Here is an 18548-nt window from a genome sequence, read left to right as displayed (position 1 = left end):
AGCGCAGCCCCAAAGGTTAAGTTCCTCATTTCGTTCAGATATATAAGTTTGTTTTTTAGTGGAACTTTTGCCGTATTTCCTACTACTGGCACAAGGCTCTAACGAGAGTAATTATCAAATGGCTGAGAACCCCGTTTTTGAGCGCGCGACACGATTTCTTTCGGCGTTGCGTCACTGTCAGGTGCTTGGTTTGACGCTGCACAGCGCCAGCAACGAAGGGCTGACGGTGAAGCTGCCGTACAGCGCGCAAATCGTCGGCAACCCGCAGACCGGGGTCATCCATGGCGGCGCCATCACTTCGCTGATGGACACTGCGTGCGGCATGTCCACGTTGTGCGTGCTGCCGGAATTCGAAGTCTGCCCGACCCTGGATCTGCGCATCGACTATATGCACGCCGCCGAACCCAACAAGGCTGTCTACGGCTTTGCCCAGTGTTACCGGGTCACCACCGACGTGATCTTCGCCCGCGGCTTTGCCTATCAGGATGACCCGCAGCAGCCGATCGCCCATGTCGTCGGCACATTCATGCGCATGGGCAAGGGCCTGAAGGGCACTCACGGGTTTGGCGGCAGGATCAAAGGAGAGCGCTCATGAGCGATGACTGGAAGCAACAATTGCTGCTGGCCCACGCCCAGGGCGATTACGCACCGCTGCTGGGGATGATTCCCTACGCCGGGCTGATCGGCGTCGAATGCTCGCGAGTCGGTGATGAATTGCTGTTCAAGCTGCCGGCGAACAAGGACAACATTGGTAACCCTTTATTGCCGGCCATTCACGGCGGGGTGATCGCCGGGTTCATGGAGCTGGCGGCCGCGTTGCATCTGCTGATCTTCACCGGGGCGCCCGGGGTGCCGAAGATCATCGACTTCTCTCTGGATTACCTGCGCGCCGGGCAGTTTCGCGACACCTGGGCCAAGTGTCAGGTCTGTCGCCAGGGCCGGCGCGTGGCCAACGTCGCTATCACGGCCTGGCAAAGCACCGAGAGCGAACCGATTGCCACCGCCCGCGCGCATTTCAAAATCGATGAGCCCTTGAAATCCTGAACGCTGCCCCAAACTCAGTGAACAACCCGCCGCCGACCTTCTGGGTCGCGGCCACTGCCATCTGATTGGAGTTTGATGACCATGAGTGTGGAAACTCAAAAGGAAACCCTGGGCTTCCAGACCGAGGTAAAGCAGCTGCTGCACCTCATGATCCATTCGCTGTATTCCAACAAGGAAATTTTCCTTCGCGAATTGATCTCGAACGCCTCTGACGCTGTCGACAAGCTGCGCTTCGAAGCCCTGGCCAAGCCTGAGTTGCTTGAAGGTGGCGCCGAGCTGAAAATCCGGGTGAGCTTCGACAAGGACGCCAAGACCGTCACCCTCGAAGACAACGGTATCGGCATGAACCGTGACGATGTGATCACCCATCTGGGGACCATCGCCAAATCGGGCACCGCCGATTTCATGAAGAATCTCTCGGGCGATCAGAAGAAAGATTCGCACCTGATTGGCCAGTTCGGCGTCGGCTTCTACTCGGCCTTCATCGTGGCCGACAAAGTTGATGTGTACAGCCGTCGCGCCGGCACTGCTGCCAGCGAAGGCGTGCACTGGTCGTCGAAAGGCGAGGGCGAGTTCGAAGTTGCCACTATCGACAAGCCAGAGCGCGGTACCCGCATCGTCCTGCACCTGAAATCCGGTGAAGACGAGTTCGCCGATGGCTGGCGTCTGCGCAACATCATCAAGAAGTACTCCGACCACATCGCGCTGCCGATCGAGCTGCCGAAAGAAGTGGCCGCTGCCGAAGGCGAAGAGAAGCCTGCCGTTGAATGGGAAACCGTCAACCGCGCCAGCGCCTTGTGGACCCGTCCGCGCACTGAAGTGAAGGACGAGGAATACCAGGAGTTCTACAAGCACATCGCCCACGACTTTGAAAACCCGCTGGCCTGGAGCCACAACAAGGTCGAAGGCAAGCTTGAGTACAGCTCGCTGCTGTACGTGCCGGCTCGCGCACCGTTCGACCTGTACCAGCGTGAAGCGCCGAAAGGCCTGAAGCTGTACGTGCAGCGTGTATTCGTAATGGATCAGGCCGAGTCGTTCCTGCCGCTGTACCTGCGCTTCATCAAGGGCGTGGTCGATTCCAACGACCTGTCGCTGAACGTGTCGCGGGAAATCCTGCAGAAAGACCCGATCATCGACTCGATGAAAACCGCGCTGACCAAGCGCGTGCTGGACATGCTGGAAAAACTGGCGAAGAACGAGCCTGAGCAATACAAGGGCTTCTGGAAAAACTTCGGTCAGGTCATGAAAGAAGGCCCGGCAGAAGATTTCGCCAACAAGGAAAAAATTGCCGGTCTGCTGCGCTTTGCATCGACCAACGGTGACGACGGCGAGCAAATTGTCGGTCTGGCTGACTACCTGGCACGCGCCAAGGAAGGTCAGGACAAGATCTACTACCTCACCGGCGAAACCTACGCGCAGGTCAAGAACAGCCCGCACCTGGAAGTCTTCCGCAAGAAAGGCATCGAAGTGCTGCTGCTGACCGACCGCATCGACGAGTGGCTGATGAGCTACCTCAGCGAATTCGACGGCAAGACCTTTGTCGACGTGGCGCGCGGTGACCTCGATCTGGGCAACCTGGACTCGGAAGAGGACAAGAAGGCCGCAGAAGAAGTCGCCAAGTCCAAAGAAGGTCTGGTCGAGCGTCTGAAAACTGCGCTGGGCGATTCCGTTGCCGAGGTTCGCGTCTCCCACCGTCTGACCGACTCGCCAGCCATTCTGGCTATCGGCGAACAGGACCTGGGCCTGCAAATGCGCCAGATCCTCGAAGCCAGCGGGCAGAAAGTGCCGGATTCGAAGCCGATCTTCGAATTCAACCCAAGCCACCCGCTGATCGAGAAACTCGACGGCGAGCAGAACGAAGGGCGTTTTGGCGACCTGTCGCACATCCTCTTCGATCAGGCTGCCCTGGCGGCTGGCGAAAGCTTGAAAGACCCGGCCGCTTACGTGACCCGTCTGAACAAGCTGCTGGTTGAACTGTCAGCTTAATCACGTTGTAGAAAAACCCGCTTCGGCGGGTTTTTTCATTCTGGTGTTTAACATTCAGGAGTCAGAAATGAGCCAAGTCACTGTACGTTCTGTGGTCTATCAGCTCGATGGTCAGCCTTTTGAAGGTCGTCTGGCCTTCGACGCCGAGCACAAGGGCGCACGCCCGGGCCTGTTGATGGCGCCGAACTGGATGGGCGTCAGCGCCGGGGCGGAGGAGATCGCCAAGTCGGTTGCGGCCAAGGGCTACGTGGTGTTGATTGCCGACGTGTACGGTCAGGCAGTGCGTCCGCAGAACGCTGATCAGGCTGGCGCGGCGATGATGCCGCTGAAAAATGATCGTGCTTTGCTGCGCAAGCGCATGCAGGCGGCGTTCGAGCAACTGCAGCAGCAGGGCGAGGCGGCGGTTGATACGTCGAAACTGGCGGTGTTCGGTTTCTGCTTCGGCGGTTGCTGTGCACTGGATCTGGCCCGTACCGGGGCGGCGGTTAAAGCGGCGGTGTCGTTCCACGGCACGCTGGATTCGCCGAACCCGGCGGACGCGAAGAACATCAAGGGCTCGGTGCTGGTGCTGCACGGCGCTGCCGACCCACTGGTGCCGAAAGAGCAATTGCCGGCGTTTGAAGATGAGATGAACGCGGCGAATGTCGATTGGCAGTTGCTCAGCTACGGCGGTGCGGTGCACTCGTTCACCGATCCGCATGCCAATGTGCCGGGCAAGATGATGTACGACGCGAAGACCGCCAAGCGCGCGTTCAAGTCGATGCATGACTTGCTGGATGAAGTGTTCAAGGGTTGATTCTGGTGGCAGGCACTCACTTTTGTGATGCCTGACAGGGCCCCATCGCTGGCAAGCCATCTCCCACAGTTTTCGAGTCGTTTGCAGAATATCTATTCGACGCGAAAACCTGTGGGAGCAGGCTTGCCAGCGATGACTGACTCACAGGTGACACAGAACTAAGGCAATTCAATCCGCTCAACTTCCCCCGGCACCGTCGGCCAATCCCCGGCCGCCCATTTGCGCCGCGCCTCATCGATTGCCGCCGGATCGCTCGCGACAAAATTCCAGTTGATCCGCCGTGGCCCGTCCAGCGCCGCGCCGCCAAACACCACCGCGTGCACATCACTTTCGGCAAACAGGCTCATCTCTTCTCCGTCCGGCAACACCGCCAGCGCATGGGGTTCGAGGGGCTCGCCATTCAGCTGCGCATCCCCACTCAGCACATAAACCGCGCGTTCCGCGTGCTCGGTCGGGATCAGCAATGTGGTCGCCGTCTGCATCTTCACTTCGGCGTACAGCGTAGGAGAAAGCACCGGCACCGGTGATTCCAGGCAAAAGCCTGACCCGGCAATCATGCGGATCTGCACGCCAAGGTTATCGCTGACCGGCAGCGTCGCCGCCGGGTGATGGCTGTAATGCCCCGGGCCTTGCTCGTGATCCTTGGGCGAAGCCAGCCAGATCTGCAAGCCGTGCATCGTGAAGCTTTGCTCCCACAGTGGCTCGGGGGTGCGCTCGACGTGGGCAATGGCGCTGCCCGCCGTCATCCAGCTGACATCACCAGCGCTGACCACCTGATCAGAACCGAGGCTGTCCTTGTGCTGGAGCTGCCCTTCGAAGAGATAGGTCAGGGTCGACAGCCCAATGTGCGGATGCTGTCGGATATTCATGCCTTTGCCCGTCGGATAAACCGTCTCGAGCATGTGGTCGAAAAACACGAAAGGCCCGACGCTGCGGCATTTGGCTGACGGCAGCGGGCGCAGGATCGGCTGGCCTTCGACGTCTTCGGCGCGCGGGCGGATGATCAGGGGTGGCGTGTCCATGGTGCATTCCAGGCTGAGCGGGTGATGCCAGAAGCATAACCCGCCGCTGGCAAGTGGGGGATTACTGGCTGTCGAAGCCTTGTGGGGCGTGGGTTTCGATGCTGACGTCGGTGGTGGTCATCAGCTTGTGGATCGGGCAGCGATCGGCGACCCGCAGCAGTTCTTCGCGTTGCGCGTCCGTCAGCACGCCTTTGAGCGTGAGGGTGACGTGCAACACGTATTTGCCTTTCTGTTCTTCACTGTTGTCGCGTTTGACCTCGACACCCACGCCGGTCAGCGGGATGTCTTTTTTCTTGGCGTACATCTTCAGGGTCAGGGCTTTGCAGGCACCAAGGGCGGCGTCGAAGTAGTCGTGCGGCTCCGGCGCAGTGCCTTCGCCGCCGACAGACTTCGGCACGTCGGCAAACAATTCGTGGTCATCGATCTTTACGGTGTGACGAAACCCTTCGGCGGAGACGGTGTTGACGGTAACAGTCATGGCAACCTCACTGGCAGTAGGAAAAGTCGTGCGATCAAAAAAGACCTTGCAGTTATAGAGCATTCCCACAAGCACGCGTTCCACTTTCCTGCAGGATGAACCCTTGTTGTCGGCTCAGGGTCTAGGCTATGCCTACCTGCCGGAGATTACTTGTGTCCTTGTTTCGTTTGAGTCTTGCCTGCCTGCTGGCATTTGCCGGTACGGCCAGTGCCAGGGAATACACCTACAGCGATGCGCACCTGCACTACGTGGATTTCTTCCAGGAAACCGCCGGCATGGCGAAATTGCTCACGGCCATGCAAGACAATTCCATCGACCATGTGATGATTTCCGGGATTCCCGTGGCGAAGAAATGGCACGAGGACGAGCCCAAGCGCCCGCGTTATTACGCCGGCGATGACGCCGATGCCTACTGGTACAGCGCCACCGACATGATCGTCGCCGATGCGGTGCAAAAACTGACCGCGGAGCAGCGTCAGCACTTTCACCCGTTTCTGTCCGGGTTTAACCCCAACGACAAGAACTCCGCTGCGCATATCCAGCGTCTGCTCGATCTGTATCCGGGGTTGTGGCAGGGCATAGGCGAAGTGTTTACCCGCCATGATGACCTGACGGCGCTGACCGCCGGCGACACTCCAAGGGCCAACAACGAGGCGATGACACGCATCTATCACCTGGCGGCGGAAAACGATCTGCCGGTGATGCTGCATTCCAACATCACTTCCAAGCGTGAGAAAAATCCTCTTTACCTGAAGGAAGTCGAAGAACCGCTGCGTAATCACCCGCACACCCGCTTCATCTGGGCGCATGCCGGCACCAGTGCGGAGATTCATCGGCACCAGACGCAGCTGAAATTTCTTCTGCCCACCGTCAGCCGGTTGCTTGAGGCTTATCCGAATCTGTTCATCGATCTGTCGTGGAGCATGCTCACGCCCTATCTGTTGGACGAACAGGGCAAGCCGCGTGCGGACTGGCTGGCGTTGGTGGAGAAATACCCGGAGCGCTTCATGATCGGTTCGGATGTTGTAGGCCGATTCAACAAACTCGGTCAGGAAATGCATAGCTTCACGCCATTCCTTGATGCACTGCCCGAAGAGGTGGCGCGTAAAGTCGCCCGGGACAACTTCCTGGCGATATTGCCGCGAACAGCAGCAAAGTCCGAGAAAACCGCGCTGAATCGTTAATGCCAAAGGTTCGAAGTATCAAGGCCTTTTGATATCACGTTTTGGTCTTACGCAAATTTTCGCCGGGCCGATACCTTCTAAAGCAGCCAGCTGCAGGGTTGATGCAGCGCTTTTGGAAGGAACCAGAGCAATGAGTATCCGTAGTCTGAATATCGCACCGCGTGCCAGTCTGGGGTTTGGCCTGTTGGCATTGATGGTTTTCGCGCTCGGGGCATTCGCCCTGCTGCAAATGTCGAACATGCGCGCGCAGTCCGATGAGGTCGATAAAAACTGGCTGCCCAGCGTGATGGCGGTCGGCGAAATGAGTCAGGACATGTTGCGCCTGCGCGCGCTGACCATGCGCCTGCTGCTCAATCGCGATCCACAGGCGCTGGAGCAGAATGTCACCAAGCTCAACGAGCTGCGCGGCGTGTTGAGTGAAGCCCAGCAACGCTACGACGTGTTGATCGTGTTGCCCGAGGAGCGAAACCTGTTCGATCGCTTCAAGGTCGCCGAACACAAGTATCTGGAATTTCAGGCGCAGGTCATGGCGTTGTCCGCGCAGAACCGGGTCGAGGAGGCTGCGGCGATTCTTAACAGCCAGATGAGCCCTTTGGCGGATGAAATCGCCGTCACGTTGCGCGACCTGGTCGAGCTGAACAAGCACAACGCCAACCTCGCCACCGAAGCGGCGCGGTTGGTGTTCATCAATTCGCGGGTGTGGGTCGCGGTGATGATCGGTATCACCGCGCTGATCACCATCGGCCTGGCGCTGCTGCTGACCCGCAGCATCGTCCTGCCGCTGGCGCAATCGCTGGGTGTGGCGGAGGTGGTGGCGGGCGGTGATCTGACCGGCGACATCAGCATCTCCGGCAAGGACGAACCGGCACGGCTGTTACAGGCGCTGAAAAGCATGCAGCACAACCTGCGCGACACCATTCGGCAGATTTCCGAGTCGTCCAGCCAATTGGCGTCGGCGTCCGAGGAGCTGAGTTGCGTCACGGAAGACGCCACGCGCGGGCTGCATCAGCAGAGCCTGGAGATCGAGCAGGCAGCCACGGCGGTGAATCAAATGACCGCTGCCGTGGAGGAGGTGGCGAGCAATGCGGTGGCGACGTCCGAGGCGTCGCGCGAGTCTGACCGCATCGCCCAGCACGGCCGCGAGCAGGTCAAGCAGACCGTGACTTCGATCGAGTTCCTGGCCGATGACGTTACGTCGAACGCCGCGCAGGTGGAAGATCTCGCGCAGAAGGTTCACGGCATCAGCAAAGTGCTGGACGTGATCCGTTCGATCGCCGAGCAGACCAATCTGCTGGCACTGAACGCGGCGATCGAGGCGGCGCGGGCGGGGGATGCCGGGCGAGGGTTTGCGGTGGTGGCCGATGAAGTACGGGCGCTGGCGCATCGCACCCAGCAGTCGACCCAGGAAATTGAACAGATGATCGGCGGAATTCAGCAGGGCACCGATTCGGCAGTGAGTTCGATGCAGCAGAGCAACATCCGTGCGCATTCGACCCTGGAGTTGGCGAAGGCGGCGGGCGTGGCGCTGGAGGAAATCGCCTCGGCGTTCACCTTGATCAACGAGCGCAACCTGGTGATCGCCAGCGCCTCGGAGGAGCAGGCGGCGGTGGCGCGCGAAGTGGATCGCAACCTGATGAACATCCGCGATCTGGCCATGCAGACCTCGGCGGGGGCGAATCAGACCAGTGCGGCGAGTCAGGAACTGTCGCGACTGGCGGTGGATTTGAACAATATGGTGGCGAAATTTTCGGTCTGATCTGACCGTTGAAGACCGCGCTGAACCCTGTGGGAGGGAGCAGGCTCACTCCTACAGGTATTGCACCCGGCTCAGGACTAGAAAGGCAGGCACAAAAAAGCCCCGCATTGGCGTAATTCTGCTCACTTAAGAAATTTTGCGTTCAATTGAAACTCGTGGCGAGGGAGCTTGCTCCCGCTGGGTCGCGAAGCGGCCCCAAAAGAGGGACTGCTACGCAGCCCAGCGGGAGCAAGCTCCCTCGCCACAGTCACAGTGTTGGGCTTAAGTGAACAACATTACCGCATTGGCGGGGCTTTTCGTTTTAGCGGCGGATCAGCTGCCTTTAACGGTTTTGCCGTTGACCGTGCCGTCCTGGAGCATGATGTTGTACTCCTTGCCGTCGGTTTCAACCTGTTGCAGGCGGACTAGCAGGTAATCCCAGTCCTTGGCGAACCACAGGACAGTGATGCGCTTGCTTTGTGTCGGGTCGCGCACACGCTCGACTTTGATCGCGTCGATCTGGCCGGCCTTGGTTTCGACCTTCTCGGAGCCCAGTACGCGGAAGTCATAAGTGTCGACTTCACCATCATCGACCACCTGGTAGCTCATGGTCTTTTTGCCGGCGGCCACGTCATGTTGCAGGGCCAGCTGGTAAGTGGACTTGTCGACCATGCCGCGGTTCAGCGGAACCTTGACCGGATCGCCACGATCCGTGCCGGTGACCATCTTGCTGTTCCAGTCGAAGTCCAGATCAGCCTTTTTCGCCTTGCCCAGACCACCGCGTTCGAAATGGTAGGACTGTGGCAGCAGCGTATCCTTGTCCAGGGTCAGGGTGCTTTCTTCAGTCAGGCTGGCGATCATCATCGATGCCTTGAAGCTGAGTTTCCAGACGCCGTTGGCTTGCTTGGTCAGGCTGCGTTCGGCGGTGCCGCTCATGGGCAGCTGCTTCCAGTCGGCGGTGTAGCTGGCGGAGAACGGTTGAAGGTCTGCCGCCTGCGCGAAGGGCAGGGCGAGCAAGGCGCAAGCGAAGAGCAGGGCGCGACGCATAAAATCTCCTAGTGTCGAATCAAATGGCCGCTGGCCGCGAGTAACTGGCCGTCCAGTAAAGCACCTTGGTCACCGAGTGCCAGTCGGCCTTCGGCAAACCAGCGTACAGCCATCGGGTAGATCAGGTGTTCCTGAACATGAACTCGCTGCGCCAGACTGTGCGGCGTGTCGTGCAACTCTACCGGTATTACTGCCTGTACGACCAGTGGTCCACCATCGAGTTCCTCGGTGACGAAGTGCACGGAGCAGCCGTGCTCGGCGTCGCCGGCCTCCAGCGCGCGCTGATGAGTGTGTAACCCTTTGTATTTGGGCAGCAGCGACGGGTGGATATTGAGCAGACGACCCTGGTAGTGACGCACGAAATCAGCGCTGAGAATGCGCATGAAGCCGGCCAGTACCACCAGTTTCGGTTTGAATTCGTCGATCAGTTCGATCAGGGCTGCATCGAAGGCCTCGCGACCTTCGAAGGCTTTGTGATCCAGCGAGCGGGTGGCGATACCCGCATCACTGGCGCGTTGCAGGCCGTAGGCGTCGGCGCGGTTGGAAATCACCGCAGCGATGCGGACCGGGCTGTCGCCGGTCCGCGTGCTGTCGATCAGAGCCTGCAAGTTACTGCCGGTGCCGGACAACAGCACCACGACATCACAGGTTGCGGACATTAATGAGCCTTAAGGTTCTGCAGATCAACCTGAGCAGCGCCTTCGGCAGCGGCAGCGATCTGGCCGATGACCCAAGGCTGCTCGCCGGCGTCGCGCAGGGTGTTCAGGGCTACTTCAACGTGCTCCTGAGCCACGCAGATCACCATGCCCACGCCGCAGTTCAGCACGCGGTGCATCTCGGTCTCGTCAACGTTGCCTTTCTCTTGCAGCCAGTCGAAGACCGCCGGGCGAGTCCAGCTGGCCACGTCAACCACGGCCTGAGCGCCTTTCGGCAGCACGCGCGGAATGTTGTCCAGCAGGCCGCCACCGGTGATGTGGGCCATGGCTTTGACGGCGCCGGTGTCTTTGATCAGCTTGAGCAGCGGCTTCACGTAGATACGGGTCGGGGCCATCAGCAGGTCGGTCAGCGGTTTGCCGTCGAGCTGGATGTTCTCGATGTCGGCGCCGGACACTTCGATGATCTTGCGGATCAGCGAGTAGCCGTTGGAGTGCGGGCCGGACGATGGCAGGGCGATCAGCGCGTCGCCGGTGGCGACTTTCGAGCCGTCGATGATTTCAGCCTTTTCCACCACGCCGACGCAGAAACCGGCCAGGTCGTAGTCTTCGCCTTCGTACATGCCTGGCATTTCAGCGGTTTCGCCGCCGACCAGCGAGCAACCCGACAGTTCGCAGCCGGCGCCGATGCCGGTTACAACCTGGGCAGCGGTGTCGACGTTGAGTTTGCCGGTGGCGTAGTAGTCGAGGAAGAACAGTGGCTCAGCGCCGCAAACCACGAGGTCGTTGACGCACATCGCAACCAGGTCGATGCCGATGCTGTCGTGCTTGTTCAGGTTCAGCGCCAGGCGCAGCTTGGTGCCGACGCCGTCGGTGCCGGAAACCAGCACAGGCTGCTTGTAGCCGGCCGGGATTTCGCAGAGGGCGCCGAAACCGCCCAGGCCGCCCATGACTTCCGGGCGCGCAGTGCGCTTGGCGACGCTCTTGATGCGTTCGACCAATGCTTCACCGGCGTCGATGTCTACACCGGCGTCCTTGTAGCTCAGGGAGGGTTGCTTGCTCATGATCCAGGCCTTTAGGGGAGGGGATTCAGGGGTAACGACCGAGTTCAGCGGGAACATCGAAATCGAGAGGGCGATGGCCTCACGCGAATTTCGGGGTGCCCGGCTGTTGCCGGTCTGCGAAGGCGCGCGATTTTATCAGGCTTGAGGGGCAGCGGCCATCCTCGCGCCGACGGGCAGAGGCATAATCGACTGAAATTTTTTGCAATTGTGCCCGGTGGCTGCCTGTATAAGGTGTGCCGATTAACCGTCTATCGTTATCACTGTGCAAAAACTTACCGCTAGCGTGTGAATGTTTTGCGATGGCAGATTGTCACAGCCTTGCTTAACCGGTTCACGCGGCCTGTTCCAGCCGCTCCTGTCGACGGGAATTTTCCATGCGTTTTTGTAAATTGTTGGTTGTGGGTTGTTTGTCTGTGGTCAGCCTGGCGAGTCATGCCGAAAACCTCAAGGGTCTCTATCAAGTACGTCAGCCGGTCAGCAGCCAGGCACCGGAAGAGCGTGATCGCGCCACTCAGGCGGCGCTGGATACCTTGGTGCTGCGTCTGACCGGTGACCCGAAGGCCCCGCAGAATCCGGGGCTGGCGGCGATTCGCAAGGATCCGCAACAGATCATCAGCCAATTCGGCTTCGATGCCGGGCCGCCGGAAGTGCTGAAGGTCGATTTCGATCCGGCCACCACCGAGCAGGCGCTGCGTCGGGCAGGGTTGTCATTGTGGGGCGCAAGTCGGCCGTCGATTCTGAGCTGGTGGCTGAACGATTCGACTGAAGGCTCGAGTCTGGTCGGCGACGGTCAGTCTGCCGCTGCGCCATTGCGTGCGGCGGCCCAGCATCGTGGCCTGCCATTGCGCTTGCCGCTGGCGGACCTGAGTGAACAACTGGTGGCTACCGCGCCGGTGCTGGATGGCACTGATCCAGCGCCATTGCGCGGTGCCTCGGAGCGATACGGCGCGGATGCCTTGCTCGCGGTGCATGCGCACGAAGAGGGCGGGCAGTGGCAGGCCAAATGGCATCTGTGGCTGGGCGACCAGAAAGAGGCCGGCAGCGTGCAGGGCGCCGATCAGGCTGCTGTGGCCGATGCGGTGATGCTGGCGGTGGCCGAGCGTCTGGCGCCGCGATTTGTCGCCAAACCTGGCGCTTCGGGTCAACAGACCCTCGAAGTGCAGGGCATGAATCTGGAGCATTACGCCGCACTGCTGCGGTTACTCGAACCATTCGGTGTGCGTCTGCAAAGTGTCGATGGCGATCGCATCGTGTATCGGGTCAACGGCAGTGCCGATCAGTTGCGCGCGCAATTGTCGCTGGCGAAGTTGCAGGAGTTGCCGGCCGAAGCGCCGACCCCCGTCGCAGCGCCGCAGCCCGCCGTCGCAGGGGCTGTGCCTGTTGCAGCGCCGGTTCCGACCCCGGTGGCACCGTCGTTGCGGTTTCGCTGGTAAGTCTTTCTTTATATAGAAGCAGTAGGAGTGGTACATGGCTGATACGCGGCGTTGGTTCTGGCTTGGCGGGGTAGTCCTGCTGTGCGCGTTCGTCTGGTTGCTGCATCCGATCCTCACGCCGTTTCTGGTGGCGCTGCTGCTGGCGTATCTGTTCGATCCGCTGGTGGATCGCCTGGAGCGTCTCGGCCTGTCCCGTACTTGGGGCGTGATCGCGGTGTTTGCCTTGTTCACGTTGATCGTCACCACGTTGATGCTGGTGCTGGTGCCGATGCTCGCCAAGCAATTGCTGCGCTTGTACGAACTCGCGCCGCAGATGCTCGACTGGCTGCAACATACGGCGCTGCCGTGGGCACAGTCGAAGCTGGGGCTGTCGGACGGCTTCTGGAAGTTCGACAAGGTCAAGGCCGCGATCAGCGAGCACATGGGCCAGACCACTGACATCGTCGGTGTGGTGCTCAGTCAAGCCACGGCTTCCAGCCTGGCGCTGATTGGCTGGCTGGCGAATCTGGTGCTGATTCCGGTTGTGAGCTTCTACCTGCTGCGCGACTGGGACGTGATGATGGCCAAGATCCGCAGCCTGTTGCCGCGCGATCGTGAAGAAACCATCGTCTCGTTGGCCGGTGAGTGCCATGAGGTGCTGGGTGCGTTCGTGCGCGGGCAATTGCTGGTCATGCTGGCGCTGGGCGTGATCTATGCGGCGGGCTTGATGATTGTCGGTCTGGAGTTGGGGCTGTTGATCGGCCTGATCGCGGGGCTGGCAGCGATCGTGCCGTACATGGGCTTCGTGATCGGGATTGGCGCGGCGCTGATTGCCGGGTTGTTCCAGTTCGGTGGCGATCTGTACCCGATGATCGGGATTGTCGCGGTATTCATGGTGGGCCAGGCCCTGGAAGGCATGGTGCTGACGCCACTGCTGGTGGGTGACCGGATTGGCCTGCACCCGGTGGCGGTGATCTTTGCGATTCTGGCCGGTGGCGAGCTCTTCGGTTTTACCGGTGTGCTGTTGGCGCTGCCGGTGGCAGCGGTGATCATGGTGCTGGTGCGTCACGTCCATGATTTGTATAAAGACTCCGATATCTACAGCGGGACGGATGAGCCCGAACTGTAACGTCTTCGCGGGCGGCCCGGCATTGCGCCGGATTTGCTCAGCGCCGCGTCAGAGAAACTGTCATAAAACCAGCGTGTTAACGCAAACCTTTGATTTTGCTTGGGGTCTGTCGCATTGTGCGCTCAGCTTCACGGGTATAAACTTCGCAAACTTTACACAGAGGCCACTAACGGTTCCTTGAGAACTGTTCAGTCAGCATGAAACCGATTCAGCTGCCCCTAGGTGTGCGTCTGCGTGACGACGCCACCTTCATCAACTACTACCCAGGCGCCAATGCCGCTGCACTCGGCTATGTCGAGCGCCTATGCGAAGCCGACGCCGGCTGGACCGAAAGTCTGATTTACCTGTGGGGCAAGCACGGGGTAGGGCGCACGCATCTGTTGCAGGCCGCGTGCCTGCGGTTCGAACAGATGGGTGAACCGGCGGTGTACCTGCCGCTGGCCGAGTTGATGGATCGCGGTATCGAAATTCTCGACAACCTTGAACAGTACGAACTGGTCTGCCTCGATGACCTGCAGGTGATTGCCGGCAAGGCGGACTGGGAAGAGGCAATGTTTCACCTGTTCAACCGTCTGCGTGACAGCGGTCGGCGCTTGCTGATTGCCGCTTCTACCTCGCCTCGTGAGCTGCCGGTCAAACTGGCCGACCTCAAATCGCGCCTTACCCTGGCGCTGATCTTCCAGATGCGGCCGCTTTCCGATGAAGACAAATTGCGCGCGCTGCAATTGCGCGCTTCGCGTCGCGGTCTGCACCTGACCGATGAAGTCGGGCATTTTATTTTGACCCGGGGCACCCGCAGCATGAGTGCATTGTTCGACCTGCTCGAACAGCTGGATCAGGCCTCGCTGCAGGCACAACGCAAGCTGACAATTCCGTTCCTGAAAGAAACCCTTGGTTGGTAGTGCAGCCCTTTAAATTCGGGGCTTTCGGACGGTTTCGACATATTTCAGGCGCCAGAAAATCCGCTTTTCCGCACTGTGTGCAGACCGCGTATCGATTCAAATGGGCTTAAGCGCTTAGATGTAGACGAGAAACCGGGAAGTCACAAAAAGATCGATTGAATTTGCAAATGAGGCCGATAGCGGGCATAGTCTCGGCTTCTTTACAACTTCAGCCACGGTCGTGCCCATGCTAAATCGCTTCGCACCCCTCGTGCCTCTCGCACTCGTCACCCTGTTGTTCGGTTGCGCTGCTCATTCTCCAGTCCAAGAGCAGCCTCAACAGGTTAAAAATTCCGCCACGGCTCAGTCTTCCGTTATTTACCAGGAAGAGCTGGCCACCGAAAAAGAACTCGCCGATTTCAACGGCAAGAAGCCCTACGAGCTTCCGGTTCTGGCCGACAGCATCCTCGAACGCGGCATGTCCCTGATCGGTACCCGTTACCGTTTCGGCGGTACCTCTGAAGCCGGTTTCGACTGCAGCGGTTTCATCGGCTACCTGTTCCGCGAAGAAGCTGGCATGAACCTGCCGCGCTCCACCCGCGAAATGATCAATGTGGATGCTCCTCTGGTCTCGCGCAGCAATCTTGAGCCGGGCGATCTGCTGTTCTTCGCCACCAACGGTCGTCGCGGTCGTGTGAGTCACGCCGGGATCTACCTGGGTGACAACCAGTTCATTCACTCCAGCAGTCGTCGCAGCGGCGGTGTTCGCATCGACAGCCTGGGTGACAGCTACTGGAGCAAGACCTTCATCGAAGCCAAGCGCGCCCTCGCGATGGCACCGACCGTGGTCACCGCTCGCAAGTAATTCCCCGTTGTCGCCATGTCCGTGGCGACAAAAACGGCCCGCGGCACCGGAGTAGACCTAGACTTTACAAGGTGAAGTTAAAGTCTTACTTGAAGTTTGTCGTATAGCCGCTAGAATCCTGTATCTATATTGATGGCAAACCGCCTGCGTGCTCCGCAGGCGGTTTTGTTTCTGTCCATCCGGCAGAGAAAGCCGCAGCCAGATCAGGATGTTCTGCTTATGACGATGTCGGCCCGCCTCACAGTGATCTTCTTCGCAGCGCTGCTCAGCGCCTGCGCCAGCCGCACTCCGCCGCCTGCGCCCGTCGTACGCGCTCCGGTGGTGTTCGGACCTTCCCAGTCGTTCTCGCCCGCCGCTGAAGACGTGCTGTTTCGCGCGCTCGGCCTGGTCGGTACGCCTTATCGCTGGGGCGGCAACACGCCAGACTCCGGGTTTGATTGCAGTGGCCTGATCGGTTTCGTCTACCGCGATGCGGCCGGTATCAGCTTGCCGCGCTCGACGCGCGAGATGATCGTGATGCAGGCGCCGAATGTCGGCAAGGAAGGTTTGCAGACCGGCGACCTGATTTTCTTCGCCACCAATGGCGGCTCGCAGGTCAGTCATGCCGGGATCTACGTTGGAGAAGGGCGCTTCGTGCATGCGCCGGCAACCGGCGGCACGGTGAAGCTGGACAGCCTGTCGAAGGCGTATTGGCAGAAGGCTTATCTGAGTGCCAAGCGGGTGTTGCAGCCGGAGCATCTGGCGCATAACCCATAGTTCAATGACTCACAATCCAATGTAGGAGTGAGCCTGCTCGCGATGACAGTGTCACATTCAACATCAACGTTGATTGATCGACCGTCATCGCGAGCAGGCTCACTCCTACAGTTGTTTTGGGTCAGGCCAGCGTTACTTGGCGGAAGAGACTCGCCACACCTTGTTCCCCACATCATCCGCCACCAGCAAGCCACCTTGCTGGTCGATCACCACGCCCACCGGGCGGCCCAGTGCGTTTTCGTCCTTGTCGAGGAAGCCGGTCAGCACATCCACCGGCGCCCCGTTCGGCTTGCCAGCGGCGAACGGCACGAAAATCACTTTATAGCCACTGTGCGGTTTGCGGTTCCATGAGCCGTGCTGGCCGATGAACGCGCCTTCTTTGAACTGCGCCGGCAGGCTGTTGCCTTCGGCGAAGGTCAAGCCCAGCGAAGCGGTATGCGGGCCGACGGCATAATCCGGTGCGATGGCCTTGGCAACCAGATCGAGGTTTTGCGGCTTCACGCGCACGTCCACGTGCTGGCCGTAGTAGCTGAAGGGCCAGCCATAGAAGCCGCCGTCCTTGACCGAGGTGATGTAGTCCGGCACCAGGTCGCTGCCGATCTCGTCACGCTCGTTGACCGCCGTCCACAGCGCGCCCGTGGTGGGTTCCCATGCGAGGCCGTTGGGGTTGCGGATGCCCGAGGCGAAGATCCGGTGATTGCCGGTGGCGCGATCCACTTCCCAGATCGCCGCGCGACCTTCCTCTTTATCCAGACCGTTTTCGCCGACGTTGCTGTTCGAGCCGACGGTGACGTACAGCTTGCTGCCGTCCTTGCTGGCGATGACGTTCTTGGTCCAGTGATGGTTCAGCGTACCGCCCGGCAAGTCGGTGACCTTGATCGGCTGCGACTTGATCTCGGTCGCACCGGGTTCGTAGTGGAAGCGCAGCAGGCGATCGGTGTCGGCCACATACAGATCATTGCCGACCAGGGTCATGCCAAACGGCGAATTGAGGTTCTGCAGAAACACCGTGCGGGTCTCGGCCACGCCGTCGTGATCGGCATCGCGCAGCAGGGTGATGCGATTCGGGCTCGGCACGCCAGCACCGGCCTTGCCCATGACCTTCTTCATCACCCAGCCACGAATACCGCTGCTGTCATCAGGTTTGGGCGGAGCGTTGGTTTCTGCCACCAGCACATCGCCGTTGGGCAGCACGTAGAGCCAGCGTGGATGGTCGAGGCCTTCGGCAAACGCGGCCACTTGCGTGCCCGCCGCCGCAGTCGGTTTGCCGCCCGCAGGCCAGCCGACCGCCGGGGCGATGTTCACTGTCGGAATCAGGGTTTTGTTCGGTTCGGGCAGTTTCGGCGACGGGCCGGTGCCGTCGGAAACTTGCAGGCTGGAGGATTCACCGCATGCGGCGAGCCCTCCGGCCAGGGCGATGACAAGAGCGATTTGGGTTTTGCGCATTACTGATCTTCCCTATGAATGCATGCTTAATCATAGAGGAGCCGGCGCACCCGATGGTTCAACCGCTCAGCCACGGGCCTCTTTGAACAGCACGGCGATGCCCGGGTGATAGTTGCCCGCTTCGCTGCGCAACTTGCGATAGGCGTAGGGGAAATACCAGGCGACGGCGCAGGTGTGTTCCTTTTGCAGGTCGTCGACCATGTCCTGCAATTCTTCGGGGCTGGCGCTGTGCTGGGCTTTTTGTGGCGCGACGAACAGGCAGCCGAGCTTGAGGTCGCTGGCAAAACTGATGCGTTTGGCGTCGCTGGTGATCTCCAGCAGGGCCTGGGTCAGGTTGAGATTGTTGACCCGCGGCCAGCGCTGGGTGGCCTGAATGTAAGCGCGGTCTTCGGCGCCGGCGAGGAACAGATCGGCGCGGGCATTGCGCTCGCCGTCCTCGTTCTGCTTGCGGGTGGCGGTGTCGCAGAGGGTGACCAGTTCGGCCATCCAGGCCGCGGCGGAGAGCAATCCGAGATTGGCTTTCTCGTCATGCCAGTACGGCGTGTCATTGTCACCGCGCACGGCGTTGTAACGGTCGATACAGTCAAACCAGCGTTCTAGCACCGGGCGCAGGAATTCCAGGCGCGGGTTGCTGATGATCATGCCTTGCATCGTCATCATCCTTATTGTTGTGAGGTGCTTTTTCAATCAAAAGCATGGCTCTTTGATATCACTTGTAACAGCATGGCACAAGATTGGCGTCAGATAATTGATCGACGGCAGTTATTCGCCCGACGGCCCCCTCTTTAATTGACGCTCCACCCCCAACCCTCTAACCTTCGCCGCTTGTTTCAGGTGCTCTGTGACGCGTGTCGACAGAGTGAAACAGGGAAGCCGGTGAGGGTTGTCTTCAAGCGAAGAACGATCACGATCCCGGCGCTGCCCCCGCAACGGTAAATGAGTAAAAGCTGCGCCTTGAGCCACTGCCTCGACAGAAGCGGGAAGGCGCGCAGCCAGGCGATTCGCCGCTCATGAGCCCGGAGACCGGCCTGATCCATCCAGCGGCATCAC

Annotated in this window: 18 protein-coding genes and 1 riboswitch; of the genes, 11 read left to right on the top strand and 7 right to left on the bottom strand. The window is 60.0% G+C overall.

Going from position 1 to position 18548, the window contains the following annotated elements; translation table 11 throughout:
* Positions 1-118 precede the first annotated feature (118 nt).
* The 4 genes from J5M57_RS05835 (at position 119) to J5M57_RS05820 (ending at position 3826) form a co-directional block, all read left to right on the top strand.
* Positions 119-595: a PaaI family thioesterase gene (locus J5M57_RS05835; RefSeq protein ID WP_207848191.1), complete on the top strand. Its 477-nt coding sequence runs from the start codon at positions 119-121 to the stop codon at positions 593-595.
* Positions 592-1044 (top strand): PaaI family thioesterase, encoded by a 453-nt coding sequence (locus J5M57_RS05830; protein ID WP_064586638.1) that lies wholly within the window; start codon positions 592-594, stop codon positions 1042-1044. The genes J5M57_RS05835 and J5M57_RS05830 overlap by 4 nt, the downstream gene beginning before the upstream one ends.
* A gap of 81 nt (positions 1045-1125) precedes the next feature.
* Positions 1126-3030: a molecular chaperone HtpG gene (gene htpG / locus J5M57_RS05825; RefSeq protein WP_083369358.1), complete on the top strand. Its 1905-nt coding sequence runs from the start codon at positions 1126-1128 to the stop codon at positions 3028-3030.
* A 67-nt stretch (positions 3031-3097) separates the two neighbouring features.
* Complete coding sequence (locus tag J5M57_RS05820; RefSeq protein ID WP_207848190.1) at positions 3098-3826, top strand: dienelactone hydrolase family protein; 729 nt, start codon at positions 3098-3100, stop codon at positions 3824-3826.
* A 158-nt stretch (positions 3827-3984) separates the two neighbouring features.
* On the opposite strand, the gene J5M57_RS05815 is transcribed toward J5M57_RS05820, so the two are convergent.
* The gene (locus J5M57_RS05815; RefSeq protein ID WP_207848189.1) at positions 3985-4848 is read right to left on the bottom strand and encodes a pirin family protein; all 864 of its coding nucleotides are present in this window, start codon (positions 4846-4848) and stop codon (positions 3985-3987) included.
* A gap of 61 nt (positions 4849-4909) precedes the next feature.
* Positions 4910-5326, bottom strand: a complete 417-nt coding sequence (locus tag J5M57_RS05810) for an OsmC family protein (protein WP_207848188.1) — start codon at positions 5324-5326, stop codon at positions 4910-4912.
* A 128-nt stretch (positions 5327-5454) separates the two neighbouring features.
* Here J5M57_RS05810 and J5M57_RS05805 point away from each other — a divergent pair, with 128 nt between their 5' ends.
* The gene (locus J5M57_RS05805; RefSeq protein WP_207848187.1) at positions 5455-6510 is read left to right on the top strand and encodes an amidohydrolase family protein; all 1056 of its coding nucleotides are present in this window, start codon (positions 5455-5457) and stop codon (positions 6508-6510) included.
* 130 nt (positions 6511-6640) lie between these two features.
* On the top strand, positions 6641-8266 hold the full coding sequence (locus J5M57_RS05800; protein ID WP_207848186.1) for a methyl-accepting chemotaxis protein: 1626 nt from the start codon (positions 6641-6643) through the stop codon (positions 8264-8266).
* A 312-nt stretch (positions 8267-8578) separates the two neighbouring features.
* Here J5M57_RS05800 and J5M57_RS05795 read toward each other — a convergent pair whose 3' ends face one another.
* Genes J5M57_RS05795 through purM form a run of 3 tightly spaced genes read right to left on the bottom strand, consistent with a single transcriptional unit; the run spans position 8579 to position 11009 of the window.
* A complete protein-coding gene (locus J5M57_RS05795) occupies positions 8579-9292 on the bottom strand; it encodes a DUF3108 domain-containing protein (RefSeq protein WP_064586643.1) in 714 nt (237 codons plus the stop codon).
* An 8-nt stretch (positions 9293-9300) separates the two neighbouring features.
* Positions 9301-9951: a phosphoribosylglycinamide formyltransferase gene (gene purN / locus J5M57_RS05790; protein WP_064586644.1), complete on the bottom strand. Its 651-nt coding sequence runs from the start codon at positions 9949-9951 to the stop codon at positions 9301-9303.
* Positions 9951-11009 (bottom strand): phosphoribosylformylglycinamidine cyclo-ligase, encoded by a 1059-nt coding sequence (gene purM, locus J5M57_RS05785; protein WP_077571719.1) that lies wholly within the window; start codon positions 11007-11009, stop codon positions 9951-9953. The genes purN and purM overlap by 1 nt, the downstream gene beginning before the upstream one ends.
* 374 nt (positions 11010-11383) lie before the next feature.
* Here purM and J5M57_RS05780 point away from each other — a divergent pair, with 374 nt between their 5' ends.
* From J5M57_RS05780 to J5M57_RS05760, 5 genes are all read left to right on the top strand, one after another.
* Entirely contained in the window at positions 11384-12442 is a 1059-nt protein-coding gene (locus J5M57_RS05780) for a DUF2066 domain-containing protein (protein ID WP_064586646.1), read from the top strand.
* Between the two features lie 34 nt (positions 12443-12476).
* Complete coding sequence (locus J5M57_RS05775; RefSeq protein ID WP_064586647.1) at positions 12477-13550, top strand: AI-2E family transporter; 1074 nt, start codon at positions 12477-12479, stop codon at positions 13548-13550.
* A 197-nt stretch (positions 13551-13747) separates the two neighbouring features.
* Positions 13748-14452, top strand: coding sequence for a DnaA regulatory inactivator Hda (hda, locus tag J5M57_RS05770; protein ID WP_003223042.1), 705 nt, complete (start codon positions 13748-13750; stop codon positions 14450-14452).
* 226 nt (positions 14453-14678) lie between these two features.
* Positions 14679-15296 (top strand): NlpC/P60 family protein, encoded by a 618-nt coding sequence (locus J5M57_RS05765; protein ID WP_003223044.1) that lies wholly within the window; start codon positions 14679-14681, stop codon positions 15294-15296.
* Between the two features lie 219 nt (positions 15297-15515).
* Positions 15516-16052, top strand: a complete 537-nt coding sequence (locus tag J5M57_RS05760) for a C40 family peptidase (protein ID WP_083366564.1) — start codon at positions 15516-15518, stop codon at positions 16050-16052.
* A 132-nt stretch (positions 16053-16184) separates the two neighbouring features.
* On the opposite strand, the gene J5M57_RS05755 is transcribed toward J5M57_RS05760, so the two are convergent.
* Positions 16185-17498 (bottom strand): sorbosone dehydrogenase family protein, encoded by a 1314-nt coding sequence (locus tag J5M57_RS05755; protein WP_169840927.1) that lies wholly within the window; start codon positions 17496-17498, stop codon positions 16185-16187.
* A 66-nt stretch (positions 17499-17564) separates the two neighbouring features.
* Positions 17565-18149, bottom strand: a complete 585-nt coding sequence (locus J5M57_RS05750) for a hypothetical protein (protein WP_064586650.1) — start codon at positions 18147-18149, stop codon at positions 17565-17567.
* Between the two features lie 164 nt (positions 18150-18313).
* A riboswitch (cobalamin riboswitch) is annotated at positions 18314-18545 on the top strand.
* Positions 18546-18548 lie beyond the last annotated feature (3 nt).

The sequence above is a fragment of the Pseudomonas sp. 86_A genome, assembly GCF_017491705.1.
GTDB lineage: Bacteria > Pseudomonadota > Gammaproteobacteria > Pseudomonadales > Pseudomonadaceae > Aquipseudomonas > Aquipseudomonas koreensis.
This window is presented reverse-complemented; position numbering and strand designations above follow the sequence as displayed.

What these genes read in the sequence shown, in the direction of transcription:
- J5M57_RS05835 (WP_207848191.1), top strand. Translation starts at nt 119, where the DNA reads ATGGCTGAGAACCCCGTTTTTGAGCGCGCGACACGATTTCTTTCGGCG.
- J5M57_RS05830 (WP_064586638.1), top strand. Translation starts at nt 592, where the DNA reads ATGAGCGATGACTGGAAGCAACAATTGCTGCTGGCCCACGCCCAGGGC.
- htpG (WP_083369358.1), top strand. Translation starts at nt 1,126, where the DNA reads ATGAGTGTGGAAACTCAAAAGGAAACCCTGGGCTTCCAGACCGAGGTA.
- J5M57_RS05820 (WP_207848190.1), top strand. Translation starts at nt 3,098, where the DNA reads ATGAGCCAAGTCACTGTACGTTCTGTGGTCTATCAGCTCGATGGTCAG.
- J5M57_RS05815 (WP_207848189.1), bottom strand. Translation starts at nt 4,848, where the DNA reads ATGGACACGCCACCCCTGATCATCCGCCCGCGCGCCGAAGACGTCGAA.
- J5M57_RS05810 (WP_207848188.1), bottom strand. Translation starts at nt 5,326, where the DNA reads ATGACTGTTACCGTCAACACCGTCTCCGCCGAAGGGTTTCGTCACACC.
- J5M57_RS05805 (WP_207848187.1), top strand. Translation starts at nt 5,455, where the DNA reads ATGCCTACCTGCCGGAGATTACTTGTGTCCTTGTTTCGTTTGAGTCTT.
- J5M57_RS05800 (WP_207848186.1), top strand. Translation starts at nt 6,641, where the DNA reads ATGAGTATCCGTAGTCTGAATATCGCACCGCGTGCCAGTCTGGGGTTT.
- J5M57_RS05795 (WP_064586643.1), bottom strand. Translation starts at nt 9,292, where the DNA reads ATGCGTCGCGCCCTGCTCTTCGCTTGCGCCTTGCTCGCCCTGCCCTTC.
- purN (WP_064586644.1), bottom strand. Translation starts at nt 9,951, where the DNA reads ATGTCCGCAACCTGTGATGTCGTGGTGCTGTTGTCCGGCACCGGCAGT.
- purM (WP_077571719.1), bottom strand. Translation starts at nt 11,009, where the DNA reads ATGAGCAAGCAACCCTCCCTGAGCTACAAGGACGCCGGTGTAGACATC.
- J5M57_RS05780 (WP_064586646.1), top strand. Translation starts at nt 11,384, where the DNA reads ATGCGTTTTTGTAAATTGTTGGTTGTGGGTTGTTTGTCTGTGGTCAGC.
- J5M57_RS05775 (WP_064586647.1), top strand. Translation starts at nt 12,477, where the DNA reads ATGGCTGATACGCGGCGTTGGTTCTGGCTTGGCGGGGTAGTCCTGCTG.
- hda (WP_003223042.1), top strand. Translation starts at nt 13,748, where the DNA reads ATGAAACCGATTCAGCTGCCCCTAGGTGTGCGTCTGCGTGACGACGCC.
- J5M57_RS05765 (WP_003223044.1), top strand. Translation starts at nt 14,679, where the DNA reads ATGCTAAATCGCTTCGCACCCCTCGTGCCTCTCGCACTCGTCACCCTG.
- J5M57_RS05760 (WP_083366564.1), top strand. Translation starts at nt 15,516, where the DNA reads ATGACGATGTCGGCCCGCCTCACAGTGATCTTCTTCGCAGCGCTGCTC.
- J5M57_RS05755 (WP_169840927.1), bottom strand. Translation starts at nt 17,498, where the DNA reads ATGCGCAAAACCCAAATCGCTCTTGTCATCGCCCTGGCCGGAGGGCTC.
- J5M57_RS05750 (WP_064586650.1), bottom strand. Translation starts at nt 18,149, where the DNA reads ATGCAAGGCATGATCATCAGCAACCCGCGCCTGGAATTCCTGCGCCCG.